This window comes from Bradyrhizobium sp. CER78 (genome assembly GCF_029846235.1).
In the GTDB taxonomy this organism is placed as follows: domain Bacteria; phylum Pseudomonadota; class Alphaproteobacteria; order Rhizobiales; family Xanthobacteraceae; genus Bradyrhizobium.
The window spans coordinates 229,665-251,225 of record NZ_JARVWP010000009.1 but is presented as its reverse complement, the minus strand read 5'-3'; the positions used below and the strand labels follow the sequence as shown (position 1 = coordinate 251,225).

At 64.4% G+C, this 21,561-nt stretch carries 8 protein-coding genes and 1 pseudogene; 8 read left to right on the top strand and 1 reads right to left on the bottom strand.

The genetic code is table 11. The annotated features are described in order from the left end of the window. Nucleotides 1–79: 79 nt before the first annotated feature. Nucleotides 80–444, bottom strand: a pseudogene (locus QDT69_RS21370) (LysR substrate-binding domain-containing protein); the annotation flags it as partial. Between the two features lie 84 nt (nucleotides 445–528). On the opposite strand from QDT69_RS21370, the gene QDT69_RS21365 reads away from it, so the two are divergent. The 8 genes from QDT69_RS21365 (at nucleotide 529) to QDT69_RS21330 (ending at nucleotide 21,514) form a co-directional block, all read left to right on the top strand. Beyond that, nucleotides 529–1,200, top strand: coding sequence for a secretin and TonB N-terminal domain-containing protein (locus QDT69_RS21365; RefSeq protein WP_279708441.1), 672 nt, complete (start codon nucleotides 529–531; stop codon nucleotides 1,198–1,200). Continuing rightward, on the top strand, nucleotides 1,197–1,712 hold the full coding sequence (locus QDT69_RS21360; RefSeq protein WP_279708440.1) for a sigma-70 family RNA polymerase sigma factor: 516 nt from the start codon (nucleotides 1,197–1,199) through the stop codon (nucleotides 1,710–1,712). Before QDT69_RS21365 ends, QDT69_RS21360 begins: the two co-directional genes overlap by 4 nt. Nucleotides 1,713–1,805: 93 nt before the next feature. After that, complete coding sequence (locus QDT69_RS21355) at nucleotides 1,806–2,786, top strand: FecR domain-containing protein (RefSeq protein WP_279708439.1); 981 nt, start codon at nucleotides 1,806–1,808, stop codon at nucleotides 2,784–2,786. 178 nt (nucleotides 2,787–2,964) lie between these two features. Further along, nucleotides 2,965–14,247, top strand: coding sequence for a filamentous haemagglutinin family protein (locus QDT69_RS21350; RefSeq protein WP_279708438.1), 11,283 nt, complete (start codon nucleotides 2,965–2,967; stop codon nucleotides 14,245–14,247). Between the two features lie 52 nt (nucleotides 14,248–14,299). Continuing rightward, a complete protein-coding gene (locus tag QDT69_RS21345) occupies nucleotides 14,300–14,542 on the top strand; it encodes a hypothetical protein (protein ID WP_279708437.1) in 243 nt (80 codons plus the stop codon). Nucleotides 14,543–14,789: 247 nt separating this feature from the next. After that, nucleotides 14,790–17,876 (top strand): hypothetical protein, encoded by a 3,087-nt coding sequence (locus QDT69_RS21340; RefSeq protein ID WP_279708436.1) that lies wholly within the window; start codon nucleotides 14,790–14,792, stop codon nucleotides 17,874–17,876. 28 nt (nucleotides 17,877–17,904) lie between these two features. Then, complete coding sequence (locus QDT69_RS21335; protein WP_279708435.1) at nucleotides 17,905–20,070, top strand: type I secretion system permease/ATPase; 2,166 nt, start codon at nucleotides 17,905–17,907, stop codon at nucleotides 20,068–20,070. Next, nucleotides 20,060–21,514: an HlyD family type I secretion periplasmic adaptor subunit gene (locus QDT69_RS21330; protein WP_279708434.1), complete on the top strand. Its 1,455-nt coding sequence runs from the start codon at nucleotides 20,060–20,062 to the stop codon at nucleotides 21,512–21,514. Before QDT69_RS21335 ends, QDT69_RS21330 begins: the two co-directional genes overlap by 11 nt. The last annotated feature ends 47 nt before the right edge of the window (nucleotides 21,515–21,561 follow it).

Here is a 21,561-nt window from a genome sequence, read left to right as displayed (position 1 = left end):
ACCTCGCTAACGTGCGCCCAGCATCAAACAGGCGCTAAAAAAGTCAACAGCCGGTTTCCTCGTGCCTTCTTTGCCGCATTCAGTCCAGCAACCGGCTCGCCTGCCGAACTTCGCTCAGGAACGCCTTCGCCAACCGCGACAAGGGCTCTGCCTCCGACCATAGCATGTAGGCGACAGCGAGTGTCTTGGGCGCGAAGGGGCGCACGACAAGACCGTTGCTACCGCCTTGGCGCGGAGAGAAGGGATCGACGACGGCCGCACCGACGCCAGCCGCCGCCGGCACGCAGGCCGTATTGCAATAGCGCACTTCGACGGTCGGCTGGAACGGCGCGCCGGCTCGGGCAAAGCTGTCACGCACGGCTTCACCGAGGCGGGTGCCTCGCTCGAGCCGATGAAGGGCAGGCCGACCAGGTCGGCTGCGGAGACGATCGGCTGTCCGGCCATCCGATCTTCCTGACATGAGGCTGTTACACGGTCTGCCTATGGTCCCGGCCCGACCATGACAATCTTGTAACGCGAGGAGTCGAGTTGCCCCCGGATGCGCGAGCGCAGGCCCGGAGCGCCCGGCTGTGCCGTGCGCTGGTGTTCGGTGCCATTGTCTTGGCGGCGCCGAAGGCATCGGCGGAGGGGAAGCAAATCGACTTCGATATCGCAGCCCAGCCGCTGGCGGCCGCGCTGGAGCACTATGGTGACGTGGCTGGTCGAAGCGTCCTCTACAACAGCAACCTGACGGCCGGACGGCATTCCAGCGCCGTTCAGGGACCCATGACTGCGGGCATGGCGCTCGCGCGGCTGCTCGCAGGCACCGGTCTGTCGGCGCGTGCGCTCGGAGAGACGTCTTTCGTCCTCTATCCGATACCGGCCACGACGCAGGTGGCGCTGCCGGCTCCCGTGAACCATTATTATGCGCGGCTGCAGACCGAGCTTCGGGCTGCGCTGTGCGGGGAGGCCGATGCGCGGCCGGGCGGTTATCGGATCGCGTTGCAGTTCTGGATTGATCCGGCCGGTAATGTGGAGCGGTTCGAGCGGTTGGGCTCGGCGGGCAGCGCCACGATCGATGCAGGCATCGATCGCGCTCTGCGCCGGATGCAGGTCCACGTGGCGCCGCCGGTGGGCCTTGCCCAGCCCGTGACCCTGGTGGTCGTTCCGCAGGGATCCGGCGTCACGATGGCTTGTGACGGTTCTCCGGCACGCCCATGACCGAAGCGTCCCTTGCCTTGATAAGACGTCTGCTGGTCGAGCGCTATGATGAGCTCAAGCGCCGCCTGACGCGGCGGCTGGGATCGTCCGAGCTCGCGGGTGACGCGCTGCACGACGCCTGGCTCCGCATCGCCCAGGTGGATTCTGTCGGTACGGTCGGCAATCCCGGCAACTACGTCTTTGGTGTCGCCATGAACGCGGCGCGTGATCGCCAGCGCAATGCGGATAGCCGCACCCTGAGCGCCGCCGAGGTCGACGGGCTGCTGCAGATCGCCGATGGCGCGCCCGATCCCGAGCAGGTGGCGCGCGCGCGTTCCGACCTGCGCAAGCTCGAAGCCATCCTGCACGAGCTGCCGGAGCGGCGCCGTGAAATTCTGCTCGCGGCACGGCTCGACCGGATGCCGCGGCAGGAGATCGCCCGCCGCTTCGGCATTTCCTTGCGCCTGGTGGATCTGGAGCTGCAGCGGGCACAGGAATATTGTCTGGCGCGGCGTGGTCGGAGCGGCGGATAACATGCGGTTTCGCCGGGCAGGAAACGTCATTGTGAGAGGGGTGGTGAGAAAAGCCATGTCCCGGCCTGGGCAGGCACGCGGCGGACGCCGGCCATGAGCGCAACGGATAACGACGATATGGGATTTGATCCGCTCAAGCGGGAGGCGGTCGGCTGGGTGCGGCATCTCACCTCCGGACAGGCCACCGCGGCTGATGCCGAAGCGCTGCGGAGCTGGTGTGCCCAGAGCGCAGAGCATGCTGCCGCGTTCGCCGCCGCGAGCCACCTGTGGCGAGACCTTGCACCGGCCGGCCGCAATGTGCGGGCGGCTGCGCTGGCGAGGCAGTCGAGCAGCGCGCCGCGGCCGCTCAATCGCCGTGTATTGCTCGGTGGCGGCCTCGCGGCCTCGGCGGCGGGCGTCTATGCGTTGGCGCGTCCGCCGCTCGGCCTGTGGCCGTCCTGGTCGGAGTTCGCTGCCGACTACCGGACCGGCACCGGCGAGCAGCGCAGCGTGGCGCTACCGGGCGATGTTTCAATCCGAATGAACGTACAAACCAGCATCGCGCTGCGGCCCGCCGATCCCGGCGCTGCGTGGATCGAGCTGCTCTCCGGCGAGGCGGCGTTCGCCACAACCGGGCGCAGCTTTGGCGTCCGCGCGGCCGACCGCTGGATTCTTGCGGACAACGCGCAGTTCGACGTGCGCTATGTGGCGACCGGCGGCGAGCGGCCGGTCTGCGTGACTTGCCTCAAGGGCGCGCTGAAGGTCGAGGGCGGCGCCGAGGTGACCGCCATGAAGCAAGGGCAGCAACTGCGCTACGACACGCGAGGGGAGAGCCTTGCCGAAGCCGATATCGAGGTTGCCTCCGCCTGGCAACGCGGCATTCTGCTGTTTCGCTTTACGCCGCTGGCTGATGTGGTCGAGGAGATCAACCGCTACCGGCCCGGCCGCATCTTCATTGTCAACACCGAGATCGCGCGGCTACCCGTCAGCGGCCGTTTTCGTATCGATCGCATGGACGAGATCCTGACCCAAATCCAGCAGGCGTTCGATGCGCGTGTGCGGTTGCTGCCTGGCGGGATCGTGCTGCTGAGCTGAGCCCGACTCCTCGACTGACCGCTCTGCAATGACACGAAACTTTCACAAAAAATCCATGCAGTTTTGAGCGTGGCTTCCCGTCACGCTGGTGTGACCTCTGCGATGTTCGCTGGAAGGACGTGTCATGCCGGTTCGAGCCCAAGCCACCCATCATCCCCATACGCGCGGTGAATTGGCCGTGACCGCACTGCTGCGGTCGTCGCGCCGGGTGTCCCGTGGCGGGTTGATGGCCGGCACGAGCCTGTTGACATTGTTACTCGCCGCGCATCCTGCGGATGCGCGGCCGTTCGGGAGCCCATGGGCGGTCGCGGCGCCGCAATACGCGGCCGACGCGGCGAGCTCTGGGGCCCAGCAGGCGGCAGACGCGGCTGCGAAGAGCTCGGGAGCACTGACCAGGGCGGCGCAGGCTATCCAGGCCATGCAGGCGGCGCAGGCGGCCGCGCGCAATGCCGCACAGGCGGCTGGCACGTCGCGGACGTTGCCGCAGCTTGCGGTGCCCAATGGTCTTACGCCGGGTGGGCTGCAGGTCGCGCCCGGATCAGGCCTCTGGTCTGGTGCCAACCTTCCGACCCAGGCGAATGTGAACGGACGCACCAGTGTCGGGATTACCCAGACCGCGCCGCAGGCAATCCTCAACTGGCAGAGCTTCAATGTCGGCGCCCAGACCGACGTCGTCTTCAATCAGCAAGGCAACAGCAGCTGGGTTGCGCTCAATCGCGTGACCGGCAATGTCGGGCCGAGCCAGATCCTCGGCAACATCAGGGCCGACGGCCAAGTGCTGCTGATCAACCAGAGCGGCATCATTTTCGGCGGCGCGAGCCAGGTCAATGTCGGCTCGCTGGTGGCCTCGACGCTCAATATCACCGATCAGCAGTTCAAGACCGGCCTGCTCAATCGCTCGCCGTTCGACAGTGCCGGTAATTTGCAGGCGCCGATTTTCGGCAATAGCAGCGGCCCAACCGGCAATGTCATCGTCGAGGCTGGTGCCGTGATCGTCACGGCGCCGCCCGCATCCGTCACCACGGGCGGCGGGAACGTATTTCTGCTCGGCGCCAATGTGCAGAACGCCGGCAGCATCGTGACGCCGGGTGGGCAGGCCGCACTCGCCGCCGGCACGTCGGTTTATGTCACGACAAGCGGCAGCACGAGCCAGCAGGGTCTGGCGTTGAATGTGCTCAATGGCGGCACCGTCAGCAACACCGGCCTGATCGCGGCGCCAACCGGAAACATCACGCTGGTCGGTATGAATCTGCAGCAATCCGGCGTGCTGGTGGCGACCACCTCGGTCAATCAGGCCGGTTCGATCCTGTTGTCCGCGCAGCAGGGATTGCAGGGGGAGTTTGGCTACGACAGCTCCTCGCATTACGCGGTGTCGACGCAGACCGGCACGGTGCAACTCGCGCGTGGCAGTGTCACCGCGGTGCTTCCCGAGGAGGATGGTCTTACCGCGAAGGACACGCAACCCCAGGCGCAGTCGCGGATTTTGGTCGAAGGCGGCTTCGTCAATGTGCAGTCGGGGGCCGCGATCATCGCGCCGTCCGGGCGCGTGGCGCTCGAGGCATCGAGCTACGGAGACCAGCTCTATCTGCAGGACAATCCCACGGCCAAGATCAACACGAACTCCAACCGCGATGGTGCGCGTGTTCTTGTCGACACAGGGTCCCTGATCGACGTTTCAGGGTTGCAGGGCGTGCCGGTCGCCGCGTCGGGCGATGTGGTGCAGGTCAACGTGCGCGCCAACGAACTGCGCGACTCGCCATTGCAGCGCGGCGGCATCCTCTCCAGTAAGAACGTGTGGATCAACGTCCACGAACTCAACCCGGTGGCTTCGGATCGGGTCTACACCGCGGGCGGCCTGCTGGAGGTGTCGGGATGGCTCGGTCAGGTCGACCGGCCGATCGACCAGCGTCTGACCACGGGCGGCGCGGTGATCGCCTATTCCACGGGCGATGTCATCCTGCGACCTGGTGCGTCGATCAATATTTCCGGCGGCTCGCTCGCGCACCAGGCCGGCTATGTGCCGGTCACCTGGCTGATCGGCTCGGATGGCAGGATCTACAGCGCCAACCAAGCCCCTGCCGATCTGACTTACGTCTCGATCGGGGTCGGCTTCACGGTCAATCATGCCCACTGGGGCGTCACCGAATTTTATGCCAATCCATTTTTCTCTGATCAGCGGTACCAGCCGGCCTATCTCGAAGGACGCGCCGCCGGCGCCCTGAGCGTGATTGCGAACGCTGCCGAGGTCGACGCCTCGGTTGTCGCGGCGACGGTCAACGGGCCTTATCAGCGGACCGCCAACACGCTTCCTGCCGGCGCCGCGTTCACCCTCGGGGCATCCGATGCGAGCATCATCCCGGCCAGCGTGGTCGTCACGCCGTCGATCGCGCCGCCGGCGCTTTCGAGCGTGACGTCGCCGCTGCCGCCGTCCTGGCAGCAGACCATCTACCTGTCGGCCGATCTGCTCGACCAGGCGAACTATGGCAGCATCACCATCAATGCCGGGGGCGGCGTGACTGATCCGGTCAGCGGCGCCGTATCTCCCGCCATCAGCGTCGTGGGCGGCGCCAGGCTTCAGGTCGCCTCCGGCGGCTCGATCGCCCTGAATTCGAGCATCGGCTTGACCGGGGGCGGAATTTCGATCGACGGTCAGCTGATCGCGCGTGCCGGTTCGGTGACCGTCAACGCCGCGCAGGGGGGAACGACTGTTATCACCGGCGACGTCGAGCTGCATTCCGGCAGCTTGATCGATACGCGCGGCCTGTGGGTCAACGATTTCGTCGGCGGCAGCGCCACCACGCCCACGCTCTACAACGGCGGCAACGTCAGCCTGGCTGCCTATGGCAATGTTCGGATCGATGCCGGCGCGGTGATCGATGCGTCGAGCGGCGGCTGGATGCAGAGCACGGGCAGGATCAAGACCGGCAACGGCCTGCCGGTCGGAACCGGTGGCAACATCACGCTGATCAGCGACGGCTTCGGCGCGACGCTGCACAACTCGGCGACGCTCGCGCAGACCTATCCGGGGCGGGTCTATCTCGACGGCACGGTACGGTCCTATGGCTTCACCCGTGGCGGCGCGCTCAGCATCGCCACGCCTGCGATCCAGATCGGCGGAGATGCCATCCTTCCGCTCCGCACGGTCAGCTCTATCAATGCCGACGGGACCAGCAACCTCACGCCGGTCGATCCCGCGAGCGTGCTGCGGCTGTCGCCGGGCTTCTTCGCCGGCGGCGGCTTCAGCCAGTACGCGCTCTACAGCTATCAGAACCTGACGGTCGCTGCCGGCACCGATCTCGAGCTGCATGGTGGCAATCTGCTTCCGAATCTGCAAGCCGTATCGGCGCCGAGCGGCAGCGATGTCGCTGATGTCGCGACGGCAGGGGCGCTGCCCTCGTATCAGCCGCCGGCGCCGGTCAACCTGGTCCTGAGCGCGATCGACGCCTTCAACGGCAATCTCAATGTTCAGCGCGGCGTCGTGATCAACGCCGATCCGCAGGCGACAATATCGCTGCACGCGCGCCATCAACTCACGGTCGACGGCACGGTCAACGCGCCCGCCGGGACCATCAACCTCGATCTGACCGGCGTGCCCGGACCCTGGGTCCCGATTGGATCAGTGGCCGGTACGCCGCCCTACAATGGCCCGTTCTATGCCGCGACGCAGACGCTCTGGATCGGAGCAGACGCGCGGTTGCTGGCGTCGGGGCTCGTGACCTCGACGCTCGACCCGTTGAGGCGTCCGGTGAACACCGTGCTCGGTGGCGGCCAGGTCAACATCAATCAGGACGCGCAGCCGTCGCTCTACTACCCCTATGCAGCCACGCAGCCTTATGGCGAGCAACCGCTCGGCGTCGTCGTGGCACAGGCCGGGGCGATCATTGATGTTTCGGGGGCGTCGGGAACGATCCTCCAGGTCACGGGCCGATCGGGAGCGACCCAGTCACCCGTTGCGACGCCGGGCGGCAGCGTCGCGATCCGGGCATCGCTCGGCCTGCTGTTCGACGCCACCATGAAGGCGCAGGCCGGTGGCGCCGGTGTTGCGGGCGGCAGCCTGACGATCGATCAGGTGATCGGGGGCTATGTCGCCGACAACTCCGGCGCCTCGCAATTCGTCCAGCCGATCTTCCAGACCATCGTGAGCCAGGCGGCTCCACAGATGTCGGCGGGCCTGTCGCCGGGGCAGGCGATCCCGGGCAGCCTGCTCGGGGAGCTCTTCATCGGCGCCGACCAGATCTCCAGCGGCGGCTTCGCGTCGGCGTCGCTCGGCGCCATCGATGCGCTGGTGTTCAACGGCAGCGTCAATCTCGCCTTGCCGCGCAGCCTGACCATCAACGCCACCAACATCAGCGCGACGCCGGGTGCCAGCGTCCGGCTCAGCGCGCCCTATGTCGAGATCGGCGGCGGCCGGCGCAACGTCAACGAATATTCGAGCTCCAGCTTCATCCCTCTGGGTAGCTACAGCGCAAAGCCCATGGCGGGCACGGCTCGTCTCGAGGTTGATGCCGACCTGATCGACATCGAGGGAAGCCTGCGCAGCGGCGCGAGTTACAGCTATGACACCAGCTTCATCGATTTCAACACTCCGGTTCAGCGGACGGTGTCCTTGCCTGGCTTCGCCAGCATGTCGTTCAACAGCCTCGGCGACATCCGGTTGGCGCCGGCCTCCAGGAATTCACCTGTTTACAACAGCATGCCGACCACGATGGCGACGGCCGGTGACGTGACGTTCACCGGGACGGAAATCTATCCGATCAGCACTGCGCCGATCAACAATGGATACTCAAATGTATCCAGCGGTCAGTTCGTGATTCAGGCGACTGGGCCCAACAGCGTGGTCAGCGTCGTCAGCAACGGCCAGACGCCCTATGTGCCGCTGTCAGCGGGCGGATCCGTGCAGATCATCGCGCCGACCATCAACCAGGATGGCGTCCTGCTGGCGCCGCTCGGGCAGATCACCTTCGGAGACCCGAGGAATCCCTCCGGCACGAAGGCGATCAACCTGCTGCCGGGCAGCATCACGTCGGTGTCGGCGGGCGGCACGCTGATCCCGTACGGCGCGCCGCTCGGCAACACCGACTGGATCTACGGCTACGACAACACCGGCACGGCGAATACGATGAGCGCGCCACCGGCCAAGACGATCTCGTTCTATGGCAAGGCGTTGACGGTCGCGGGAGCGTCCGGTGAAGTGGGCTCTGCGCGTATCGACGAGTCCGGCGGCGGCGACATCTACGGTGCGCAGTTCGTCAGCGGCGCCGGCGGGTCGCTCGATACGCTGAGCGGCACCCAGACATTCGCGATCCTGCCGAGCCTCGGCAACCGCTATGCGCCGCGCGATCCGCAGATGCAGCTCAGCGATCCGACGCAGAGCGCGTCGGCGCCGGTTGCCCTGCAGGTCGGTCAGCAGGTCTATCTGAGCGGGGGTACCGGGCTGCCGGCCGGCACCTACACCTTGCTGCCGGGGCACTATGCGTTGTTGCCCGGCGCCTTCAAGGTCACCGTCGCGGTGAATCAGACCTCGGCCACCGGGCTGTCGAATTCCGCGCAGCGCGACGGCTCCTACCGGGTGCTCGGCTACGGCGAGGTCGCCAACACCGGCTTCCGCGATCCGCTGCCCTCGGTCTACATCGTCACGCCCGGATCGGTCGTCCGCCAACAGTCGCAATATGCCGAAACCACGGCGACCCAGTTCTATGCCTCCAAGGCCGCGGCGAGCGGCATTGCGGCGCCCTATCTGCCGATCGATGCGGGGCAACTCGTCATCAATGCGATCAACAGTCTGTCGTTGCCGGCCTCAGGCGGGTTCGGCAATTTCACGGCGCCGGCCGGCGGCCGCGGCGGGCAGGTCGATATCGTCGCGTCCAATCTCGAGATCCTCGCGCCGGGCGGGACCGCAGCAGCGGGCATGACCGGGCTGCTGGCGAATGCGATCGACGGCATCGGTGCGCAGAGCATTCTGATCGGCGGCACGCGCAGCCTGTACGGCAACGTGCTGACCATCACGCCGGCGGCGCAGAAGCTCCAGATCGACAGCGGGGCGGTGCTGACCGCGCCCGAAATCATGCTGACAGCGAGCAGCGCGATCACGATCGGCGCCGGTGCGCTGATCGACACGACGTCGTACGGCGCGATCCCGACCCTGTTTCCGAACGATCCGAAGACCGGCAGGACCCTGGGATCGATCGCGCTGGCGCGCCTCAGCGGAGGCGGAGCGGGCGCCTTCGTGCTGGCGTCCAATGCGCCGGTGCTGCCGGTCACGTTGCCAACGGGTAGCAGCGCGAGCCGGCTGAACATCGGCGCGGGTGCGCAAATCCTCGGCGGCCGCGAGCTGGCGCTGAGCGCATCGAACACGATCAGGATGGATCCATCCGCGCGCCTTGCGGCGCCAACCGTGATGGTCAGCGTGCCCGTGATCAATTTCGGAACCGGCGGCGCGTCAGGCTTCAACCTGAGCGCCAGCCTGCTTGCGCAGTTGTCCGAAGGAGATCCGCTGCGCAATCTGCCGGCGACCGGCAATTTGGTGCTGTCGGCGTCCTCGGCGATCAACGTCTATGGCTCGGTCGATCTCGGCAATCTGGATCCGGTGACTGGCCAGCCCCTGCTCGCCGCGCTGACGGTGAGCGCGCCCGTGATCAACGGCTTTGGTACTGCTGACGACAGCGTCAAGCTCCGCGCCAACACGATCACGCTGAATGGCGGCGCAACGGGCGCCGCGGCGACAGGAACCGGGCAGGGCGCGTTCGAGATCGATGCAACGCAACTGACGCTCGGCGGCGGCGGCAGCCTTGCCTTCGGCGGCTTCAACGCCGTGACGCTGGCGGCTTCTCAGCAGGTGATCGGCGGCGTCGCCTATGCGGGGCCGATCGCTGCGGGCGCGATGCAAACGATCGGTACGGTGTCCTACGCCCCCGGCGAGGTCATGCCGGGTACCTTCAGCGTCAGCGGAGGTCTGACGATCGTGACGCCGCTGGTGACGGCGCAGGCCGGCGCGCTGACGCAGCTCGTCGCCAATGCCGGCACGGTCACCTTTGCCGCGCTGCCCGGCGGTACCGGCCAGCCAGTCGCCGCCTCCAACGGCGCGACGCTCTCGGTCTCGGCGCAGAGCATCGTCCAGGGCACCACCATCAACCTGCCGTCCGGCGTGATCACCTTCACCGCGCAGAACGCCATCACGCTGCAGGCCGGGTCGGTCACCAACGTCGCCGGGGCGGTGACGCCGTTCTTCGACGTGGTGCGGATTGCTCCGGCCGGCAGCGTGACGCTGCAGACCGCGCATGGCGATGTCGCGATTGCCTCCGGCGCGACGGTCGACCTGCGCGGTGGCCGGCTCGGCTCGGTGACGTTGCCCATGCTCGATGTCGTGGATTCCGACCAGGGCGGCGACGCCGGAACGCTCACCGTCGTGGCGCCGAACGGGACCGCCCATCTCGACGGTCAGCTGCTGGCCAGCGCCGATCCGCGCTACCCCGGCGGCAAGGCGATCATCACGGTCAATTCAGGCAACGCGAGCGCGCTGCTCGGCAGCATCGCGGGTTTCTCGGGCGAGCAGGCGCTGACGCTGGCAAACGGCAACATCAATGTCGGCAACATCACCGCCCACGACGTCGAGCTCACCGCGAGCAGTGGCAACATCACCGTCACCGGCCTGATCGATGCGAGCGGCGGCAGCGATGCGACCATCAGCCTGATCGCAGGCAACAATCTGGAGCTCGGCGCGCATGCGGTGCTCAATGCCGGCACCACCGCGGCCAGGGGCGGTACGGTTACGCTCGGCCTCGCCGGTAACAGCTCGGGCATGCTGACATTCGATGTCGACGCCGGCTCCGGCAGCACGCCGACGATCAACGTTGCCGGTGCTGATCCGAATATCGCGCAGAACGGTGGACAGCTCTGGCTGCGCGTGCCGCGGACGGTCAACGCCGATGGCACCACCGGTGTGCGCATCCGCAACAACGGGGTCCATGTCGTCGGCGCGCGCGAGATCGATGTCGAGGCGGTCAAGGTCTACGACGTTACCGGCTCGCCCTATGTCGACACCAGCCTGGCGACGGCAGATAGCGATGCGCAGGCCTATATCGCCGCAGCAAATATCAAGGCCGGGATCGGGTCGCTGACCGGCACCTCCGTGACCGCGTTCCACCTGATGCCCGGCATCGAGCTGGACAGTGGCGGCAACCTGCAACTGCTGCAAAATGCGTCCAGGACCAACTCGGGAATCGACCTGCACACCTATCGCTACAATGGCGAGCCGATGGTGCTGACGCTGCGTGCGGCCGGAAACCTGCTGATCAATGGCAGCCTCAGCGACGGCTTTGCGGCGCCGGTCGGTCCGCCGGACGGCAGCATTTTCGCGATCGCGGCGCCGTTGCCGGCGGGCTCGGGCTCCGCCACGTTGCGGCTGGTCGCGGGCGCAGATCTCGCCGGTGCCGATCCGCTCGCGCTCGTGCCGACCGTATTGCGTCCCGCGGCCACGGCGGCCAATCCCGAGCCGGGCTCGATCATCTTCGCGGCGCCCTACTTGATCGACGGCAACGTCAATGACAGCGGCATCGTCGTGCAGATTCCGAGCGTCGTGCGCACCGGAGCCCGCGACCTCGTCCTTGCCGCGGCTGGAAACATCGACATCCAGACCGCGTTCGGGATCTACACCGCGGGCGAGCAGGCCACGCCGAATTTTGCGGTGCCGTCGCGCGCGCCGATCCTGTCGGCAAATACGTACGACTACAGCAGCTATCTCGGCTACACTTACGACGCGAACGGCAATCTGCTCTCGTTCGATACGCTTTATCCCACCACACTCAACGCGAGCTATCAGACCGGTGGTGGCAATCTCACGGTCAAGGTGCATGGCAGCCTGATCGGCGCCGACACCAACGGTGGTGCCGTGAAGGACTACGCGGCCACTGCGCTCGATACCTATTGGCTGTGGACCGAACCGTTCGCCGCCAGCCCGACCTGGTTCCTCAATTTCGGCACTTACTATCAACCCTATCTCGACTTCGGAACCGACTCAGTCCCGTCGGTGGCCGCGTTCAGGGGACTTGGTGCGTTGGGAGGAGGTAGCGTCCGGGTCGCTGTCGACGGCGACCTCAGGAATGTCGACATCAGCGTGCCGACAACAGGCGGAATGAGTGCAACCGGCGCCCTGTCGGTGTATGGCGGCGGCAATCTCTCGCTCACGGTGGAAGGCGGTATCAATTACGCCAATCTGCTGGTCGGGCAGGGGACGGCCAACATCCAGGCCGGCGAGGTCGGGATGGCGCCATTGGCCGCCAATTCCCTGTCGACTGCGCGGGTGGATCTGCTGATCGGCGATGCCCAGTTCAACGTGGTGACTCGCCGGGGGATCAACGCGATCGTCGGCGATCCGACGCGAACGACGCAGCAGCCCGATCCATTGGGCTTTAGCAGCTATCGCATCCCGGCCGGCCTGGAGGGCAATGGGCCTCCCTCATTCTACTACACCCCGCAGTCGCCCTGGGGCTTCTTCACCAGCATGACGGCCAACAGCGCTCTGAGCGAATTCTCGGAAGGCGGAGACATCACGGTGAGCGGTGATTTCGCGCCACCGATCTTCGAGTTGACGGCAGCCGGAGGGTCCATCCGGGCCGGCAGCACTTTCCAAAGCACCTTTGGCTTCAGTTATCTAGCGTCACTGGCGGCGCCGACGGCGCGCCTCGATCTGCTGGCGCAGCGGGATATCGTCGGCTTTGGCGTCAGCATGACGGCGGCTGAACTGCTGAGCCAAATCAACGGCGCCTCGGCGCCGTCAGGGAGCGATTACGCGAGCACAATCTTCAATCCGTCCTCCTACGACACGTTCGGTGGCCCCCTGTCGCTGCCGTCGAACCTGGTGCAGTTCAACGATCCGCACACCGTCCATGTCTATGCGGTCCAGGGCAGCCTGACAAAACTCGCGCTGGCGACGTCGGAGCGGGCGCAGGTGCGCGCAGGCCTCGATATCATGCAGCCGGTCATCGATATCGAGAATGCCGGGCCCGGCGATGCTTCGCTGGTGCAGGCCGGGCGCGACATTGCGAGCTGTCAGCCCTGCAGCCTGGCCTACCCGGATTTCTTCAACATTCGCGTGGAGGGACCCGGCTCGTTGTCCGTCCTTGCAGGTCGCAACATCGTCGCTCAGTTGGGCCAGTTCAAGACGCAGGGCCTTGGCATCACGTCGGTCGGCAACGCGGACAATCCGCTGCTTCCGCCGACCGGCGCCTCGATCGGCGTCGTGGTCGGCACCGGTGCCGACGGTCCCGACAATACGGACTTCATCAACCTCTATTTCGATCCGCGCAATACCGATGCGACGACGCAAGGCTATCTTGCGCAACTCACGAGCTACATGAGCATGATTGAGGGCGTCGCGCTTGGTCGCGACCAGGCACTGGCCGACTTCCGCAACCTCGCCCCGGCCGCACAATTGCCGTTCATCGAGCAGGTATATTTCGCCGAGCTCAAGGCGGGCGGCGAGGCGGCGGCAAACGGAAAAGGTGCCGGCGGCAAGGGTTACGATCGCGCCTACCGGGCGATTGAAACTCTGTTTCCGGGCAGCGTGATCGGAGGGACCACCACGGCCTATGCCGGCAATCTGTCGCTGTTCCAGCTCGCACGTATCCGCACCGAGCAGGGCGGCAGCATCAACATCCTTGCGCCCGGTGGCGGTGTGTCGCTTGGCATCGAGAACCAGACGCCCGACCTGACTGGGCAAACCGACACCGCGCGCCCCGGCCTGCTGACGCTCGAAGGCGGCGACGTCAACATCTTCACTGATCGCAGCGTGGTGGTGGCGCAGTCGCGCGTCTTCACCGAGCTCGGCGGCGACATCCTGATGTTCTCGACCAACGGCGACCTCAACGCTGGCAAGGGCAAGCAGACCTCGATCGTGACATCGCCGCCCCTGGTCGTCTACGATCAGTATGGCCGCGCAGCCAAGACGCCGAACACGCCGCAGACCGGTGCTGGTATCGCAACCCTGATTGGTGTTCCCGGTGTTCCTCCCGGCAACGTCGATCTGTTCGCGCCGCACGGTACGATCGACGCCGGCGAGGCCGGAATTCGCGTGTCGGGCAATCTCACTCTCGAAGCGCTCCAGGTGCTCAACGTCGCCAACATCCAGGTGCAGGGCACATCGGTCGGTGTGCCGGTGGTGCAGGGGCCGCCGGTGGGCGCGTTGACCGCGGCGAACAACACTGCGGGTGCGGCCCAGCAACCAACGGCCGCGGCACCCGCCTCCAACACTGGCCAGCCGTCGGTCATCATTGTCGAGGTGCTAGGCTATGGCGGCGGCGACGGAGTGTCGGACCCTGGCGGCAACGAGCGCCGCCGCGACGACAATGAGCGGCAGAGCTATGATCCGAACAGCATGTTTCGCGTGGTCGGCAGCGGCAGTCTGACGGCGGAGCAGGCGCGGCAGCTGACGGATGAGGAAAGGCAGCGCGTGACGTCGCGATAGTCGCATCGGAGCACGTCATGGCGCACAAAGCCGCAGGCGCCACGATATCCAGTTGATCGAACTCCCTGATGATTCGTGCAACGGCGACGTCAATGCGTGCCTGATTTCCAGCGTCGAGCGGGACAGCGATGGCTTTGCTAACATCCGCGACAATCGCCGACGCAACGTCGTGTGCGGCCTGTTCGCGAATATCGGCGACCGCCGTGTTCCGCGGCTCGCTGATGTGGAGATAGGAGAGCGCTGTCGATCAATCGAGCCGATGCAATCGCGGGCGCATTTATCTGCTTCGACTTGAGATCATCGATCCAATTGCCGGCTCTCTTGCTGCGCGATCGTACTATCTAAAGATGTATTAGTTAAAAGTAGAAACGATAAGCGTTGTGGCGACAACGCGATCGTGCAATAGTTTCGTCGCTTACCCAATATCGTTTTCGTCAGTCAATCTTCATTGGCAGTACCGCGGACTCTCCGGGCAGGAGATTCCGCGAGGAGAGGTGCATTGTAGCAATTTGATTTTTCATCAATGATCGAGGGAGGCTGAGATGGCGTTGGTCCTCAAGAGCAAGGACGGCTTCTGGTACTGGTCCGATGGAAATCCCTTAGACCCTACCTTCCCTGCGGCGCTCTACGGAAGCATTGACGGAGTCTTCCTTCCCACCGATCCGACCTCGCCACCCAAGAGCGAAGTCGTATGCCCCCGAAGCATCACTTTCACAGTACCGGGCTCACCCGGAGCAGAAGTCACAGTCGTCGAAGATGGCGGCAACCTTGATTTCACGGTGACGATGCAAGGGCCCAAGGCCGATCTGTCGGGTCTGTTCTTCGATCTGACGAACGGCAAGCTGGCCAGCCTCCAGGTCTCCGGTGATCCCGACATCACGCAGTTCGTCACGGGCGCCGGAAGCGTGATCAACCTGAAGAACGGCGTAAACATGAACGGCGCCAAGGTGCCGGCGTTTGACGTTGGGATGGAGTTCGGGCTGGCCGGTATCGGCAGCGATCATCTGGACATCCACTCAACCAGCTTCGTCTTGAGCGACGCTGCGCACGACTTGTCGATCGATGACCTCCACCCGACCGGAGAAACCGGCATCGTCGGCGTCAGAACGCTGAGTGTCGGCCAGAAGCTCGACACGGTCGCGCCGTATGCGCCGACAGCCACGCCCGACACGGTGACTACGCTGGAGGATCAGTCAATCATCATTCCGGTCAGCGCGCTCGCGACCGACAAGAACAGCGGTGCGATTCTGAGCATCGGCGAGATCGGCTCTGGTCCTGAGGGGCCGCAATACGGCACGGTGACCATCTCGCCCGACGGAAAGAGCCTGATCTATACGCCGACGACGCTTGACTATTATGTTGACGGCATTCTGACCGGCAATCGGGACGCGTTCCAGGTCTGCGTGACGGACAGTTTTGGCGGCGAGGTCACGAGCTTCGTCACCGTGAATGCCGTGCCCGTTGCAGATCCACCGAAGGTTGTCGATCAAATCGCCGCGCCACATGCCAGCGACGCTGCGACGCTGGTGCGGTTCGATATCACCGTCACGTCGGGTGATTTCGCGACGATCAATCAGATGTCGGACTACATCAAGAGCTTCAGCCTTTCACTGACCGGCACCAACACCAGCGGAATTACGGTCACTGACAGCGACGGCTTGTTGTCTGGCAACCTGATTACGCCTCCTGTCAACCAGGGCCAGTTCACGGACGAACTGCTCGTCTCGTTGCCGGCCGGATCGACGTTCAGCGATACCCTGTCGATGACGGGGACCAATGCGGAAGTCGAAAACACCGGCTCCCCGGCGACCGCGTCCACGACCATCACCCAGACGATTACCGCCGATACCGAAACGACGCCTGAGGATACCGCGATCACTATTCCGATCGGAAACCTGGTCAGCGGCGCGAACATGAGCATTACGGGAGTTGCTCCAGGGCCGCTCGGACCAAAATACGGCACAGTCACCATCGCACCTGACGGACAGAGCCTTATCTACACGCCGACGACGCTCGACGATTTCGTCAACGGGACGCCGACCGGCGATCAGGATGTTTTCCAGGTCTATTCGTCCAATGGCGCGGGCAACAACGCGGTAACCCTGGTTACCGTGAAGGAGACGCCGGTGGCGGACACGCCCGCCGTGAACGTGACGGTGCTCCCGATGCAGCCGGGCGACCCGATCAACGAAGTCCGTCTGGAAATTACCTCGCAATCGGGCGACTTTGGGACGGTGAATCAGGGCTCGGATTTCGTTCAGAGCATCGCGCTGAACCTGACCGGAACGACGGGCGCCACGTCGATCATAGACAAGCTCGGATTGCTGTCAGGCAATACCATCAATCTCAACCCATCCAACCAGGGCAGTTTTCAAGACGAAGTCGACATTCTGATGCCGGCGAACACCTCCATCGTTGACTCGTTGGGGATCACTGCGACGGCGGCCGAGACGGAAAACCCGACCGTGTCCGCCTCGAACACCACGAGCCAGTCGATCGTGATCGACAACGCTCAATCCTCGACCAATCTGACGTTCCAGACCTCCGGGCAGAGCATCTGGGATACCGGCGCAGCCTTCAGCAAGGACTTCAACACCGGATTCCTCGGTCTTGACAAGAGCTATAGCACGTCGAAGAAGGCCGTGGTCGGTGCGCTTGGTTTCTCTACCACGATCGCCAGCGCCGGCGCCAACCTGCACGTCAGGGCAGGCGTTCAGGCCGACCTGAAGATCACTGCAGGTGATATCAGCGCAACGTTGCCGTTCAACGTCGGGCTGGACTCCACCTACAACAAGACCACCGACACGATGCAGATCATGGCGACCGACGTGCAACTCGGCGGCGGGCACTTCACGGCGCATGGACCAAGCGGCTCATTCACCTTCGGGCTGGATCTTGGCCTTTCGGCCGGCGCGCACGCCACCGTTTTCGGCGCCGGCCCAAGTACGCATGTGAGCGTCGGGTCGTTCACCAAGCCGGTGCTGGGCTTCAGTCTGAAGAGCAGCCAGCTGAGCACGACGATCAACCTGCCCGGCGGTGCGCAGCTGACCCTGGCATTCCCCAATGTGAACACCAACGGCAGCAACGCGGGCCCCGGCACGATTTCCGGTAAGGGGACCAGCAACGATATCGTGAACCTGTCGGGCGACCTCGTCGCGATCGCCAGCAACATCATCTTCGGCACCGACGTGACCGACATCAACATCGGTCCGTTGTCGATCGATGTTCTCGATCTGATTCTCGGTATCGGACTAAACGTGGTGCAGAAGTTCGATCTGAACTCCTCCGGCCTGGTGCCTGCACTGGTCCTGGAAGATGGGACCGTCGAGCCGCTGTCGTTCGGTACTCCGCTGACGATTCCGAACGCGTCAACTCACGACGCAAACCACGACGGGAAGATCGAGTTCGGCCTTGGTCTGGTGCCGACGGCAACGTTGACGAACAACACCTCGCTCGGCGCCACGATGAATGCCTCGATCACCGCGCTCGCGCTTTCCGTCAGTCATATCGGCTCGTTTACGGCGTTCAAGGCCGGTACGACTGTCCAACTCGGCACGTTCCCGCCGATCTACAACAAGACATTCGCCTTGAACGGGTTCGGGCAACAGACCGTGACCCAGACCGTATAGCCACCGCTGCGACTTACGGCTTAGCGCTGTGGAAACCGTCAACGATGGAAAGTCGGAGCCTGTATCAGTCCCGCCCAGGACTGATACAGGTCTTGTGGCGCTCTGTCAGATCGCGCGACATCTGGGGATTCCGGCAAACCCGGTGACCTTGGCCCGCCATCACCTGGTGGCGGGCGCGATCGCGAGCAAGGAAGATCTGATCCGGATCGCGCGACGCCTCGGATTGCGCGCGCGGCTGGTGAACACCAACTGGGATCGGCTCGAGAAAACGCCGCTGCCTGCAATCCTCGTCAACCAGAACGAGCAGTTTAGCATCGTCAGCCGTGTCATCGATGGTCGCGCCGCTGTGCACACCGCGGGAACTGCGCTCCCGAATCTGCTGGAACGCTCGGATCTCGATGCGGTCTGGACAGGCGAGCTGATCCTGCTGAGCTGGCGGCTCTCGCCGGCAATGCTGGCCAATCGTTTTGATATCCGGTGGTTTCTTTCGGCGGTGCATCGGTATCGATACGCGCTTACAGAGGTGCTGATCGCATCATTCTTCCTGCAACTGCTCGGCCTGGTCTCGCCACTGTTCTTCCAGGTGGTGGTGGACAAGGTGCTGGTGCATCGCGGGCTGTCCACGCTCGACGTATTGATGATCGGCCTGGCATTTGTGTCGGTGTTCGAGGTGACGTTGGGTGCGCTGCGTACTTATGTCTTCAGTCACACCACGAACCGCATCGATGTCGAACTGGGCGCGCGGCTGTTCGACCATCTTCTCGGTCTGCCGCTTTCCTACTTCGCCAATCGCCGCGTGGGCGACTCTGTTGCGCGGGTGCGTGAACTGGAGAACATCCGCAATTTCATTACGGGGTCCGCGCTGACGCTGTCGATCGACCTGTTCTTCACCTTCATCTTTCTCGGGGTCATGTATCTCTACAGTCCGCTACTGACGTGGATCGTCATTGCCTCGCTGCCGGCATATCTGATCATCAGCGTGATCTTGACTCCGGTGCTGCGCCGCCGCCTCGATGAGAAATTCGCCCGCGGTGCCGACAATCAGGCCTTTCTGGTCGAGTCCGTCAGCGGCGCTGAAACCATCAAGGCGATGGCAGTCGAGCCGCAGATGCTGCGGCGATGGGAAGATCAGTTGTCGGGTTACGTTCGCGCCAGCTTCCGTGCGCAGACCTTGGGAAACATTGGTGGTCAGGTTGTCCAGTTCATCAACAAGTTCACGATCGTCGCGACGCTTTATCTGGGTGCGAAGGCGGTGATGGCGGGCGACCTCACCGTGGGCGAGCTGGTTGCCTTCAACATGCTGGCCGGGCGAGTCGCCCAGCCGGTGCTACGCATTGCGCAGCTTTGGCAGGATTTCCAGCAGACCAGGCTCTCGATCGCGCGTTTGGGCGATATTCTGAATGCGCAGCGAGAGCCTGCCCAGACAGCGGCTGCCTCGCTACCGGCGATCAGGGGCGAGGTCCGGTTCGAACATGTTACGTTCCGCTACGTGCCGAACGGGCCCGCAGTGCTCGCCGATGTATCGCTACATGTGACACCGGGGCAGGTCATCGGTATCGTCGGACCATCGGGATCGGGCAAATCCACACTCGCCAAGCTGGTGCAGCGCCTCTATACGCCGGAATCCGGTCGCGTGCTGATCGACGGGATCGACCTCAGCATGGTCGATACTGCCTGGCTACGTCACCAAATCGGCATCGTGTTGCAGGACAACGTTCTGTTCAACCGCTCGGTGCGCGAGAATATCGCGCTGGCCGACCCCGGAGCGCCGATCGAGCAGATCATTCGCGCCGCGACCTTGTCGGGGGCGCACGACTTCATCGTCGAGCTGCCGCAAGGCTATGACACGACGATCGGCGAACGCGGCGCGTCCTTGTCGGGCGGTCAACGCCAGCGCATCGCGATCGCCCGGGCGCTGATGGCGAATCCACGTATCCTGATCTTTGACGAAGCAACCAGCGCGCTGGACTACGAAAGCGAACGTGTCATCCAGGAGAACATGCGCCGTATCGCGGCAGGACGGACCGTGCTTGTCATCGCACACCGGCTCTCGACCGTGCGCGGCGCCGATAGTCTGATCACGCTCGACCACGGACGAAAAGTCGAAGAGGGCACGCACGAAGAACTGCTCCGGCGGTCGGGACGTTACGCGCATCTCTATCGGCTTCAGTCGGGGATCTCCAATGCGGTCTAACGGCGTCTCCGCTGCAGGTCATAAGCCCGGCGAGGTGGTGCTCTTTCAGCGCCGCTCGGCGCAGCGCCGCGCCTCGGAGCGGGAGTTCCTGCCCAGCGCACTCGAGGTGATCGAAACCCCGGCGTCGCCGGCCGGTCATCTGATGATTGGGACGATCGTCTTGCTCGTGACGGTGGCGGTGATCTGGGCCTGTCTTGGCAAGGTGGACATCATTGCGGTGGCGAATGGACGGTTGATCCCGGCCGGAGAGGTGAAGCTGATCCAGCCGCTCGAAATCGGAGTGGTGAAGCGGATCGCGATCAGCGAGGGCGATTCTGTCCGGCGCGGTGATGTCCTGGTCGAACTCGATCCGACAGCGACCGCTGCGGACGTCGACCGGATTGCGCGGGATCTGATGCAAGCGAGGCTGGATGCGGCACGGCTGTCCGCGCAACTCGCCGGAGACGCTGACGCCTTCGTTGCGCCAACGGACGCGGAGCCAGCGTTGGTCGACGCGCAGAAGCGGCAGTTGTTGACCGAGCTGGCACAGCACCGCGCCAAGCTCGACGGGATCGATCAGCAAGTCCTGGCCAAGGTCGCGGAGCGGGACGAATCGAAGGCAACCATTGCCAAGATCGACGCGACGTTGCCCCTGCTCGAAGAGAAGGTGCGGATGTACAGGGAGCTCCTGGAAAAGAGCCTGACGTCAAAGGTCAACCTGCTGGAGTCGGAACGGCAGCTGGTTGAGTCGAGCCATACCCGGATTGCGACCGAGCACCACGTCGAAGCGACGGTTGCGCAGATCGCCGCATTGGTCCAACAGCGCAAGCAAACGGAAGAGGAGTTGCGGGACCAGGACATCAAGGAGCTCGCGAAGGCGAACCAGACCGCGGCCCAATTGTCGCAGGACAGCATCAAGGCCCGACAACGCAGCGGCTTGCAGACCCTCAGATCACCGGTTGACGGAACGGTAGAACAGCTGTCGGTCCATACGATCGGCGGCGTCGTGACGCCGGCCCAGACGCTGATGGTCGTGGTTCCTCGTGGCTCGAAGCTGGAGGTCGAAGCGACCCTTCCGAACCGCGAAGTGGGATTCGTGGAAGTGGGGCAGGAAGCCGAGATCAAGGTCGAGACCTTCAACTACACGCGTTACGGTCTCCTCCACGGGAATGTTCGCCTCGTCGGCCGAGACGCCCTGCGCTACACGCGACCTTCTTCCGAGACATCCGACAAGGATCCATTCGCAGGGAAGCCGCAGGCTGCAGGGAATCCTTCCGAGCGCGAGTCCTCCTACATGGTTCGCATCGCGTTGAAGGAGACCACGATCGGTACCGAACAGGGAGAAATGCAGCTGGGGCCCGGCATGGGGGTGACGGCGGAGATCAGGACCGGGCAGCGGCGCGTGATCGAGTATGTGCTGTCGCCGATCATGCGCTACAGACACGAAAGCTTGCACGAGCGATGAGTGCGGTCGCACCAACGATTGCCTTGACAGGCGCGGCGCTTGGTCCC

Bases quoted from the DNA above. Each gene is read 5' to 3' on its own strand.
- QDT69_RS21355 (WP_279708439.1), top strand. From the start codon at position 1,806: ATGAGCGCAACGGATAACGACGATATGGGATTTGATCCGCTCAAGCGG.
- QDT69_RS21330 (WP_279708434.1), top strand. From the start codon at position 20,060: ATGCGGTCTAACGGCGTCTCCGCTGCAGGTCATAAGCCCGGCGAGGTG.
- QDT69_RS21360 (WP_279708440.1), top strand. From the start codon at position 1,197: ATGACCGAAGCGTCCCTTGCCTTGATAAGACGTCTGCTGGTCGAGCGC.
- QDT69_RS21340 (WP_279708436.1), top strand. From the start codon at position 14,790: ATGGCGTTGGTCCTCAAGAGCAAGGACGGCTTCTGGTACTGGTCCGAT.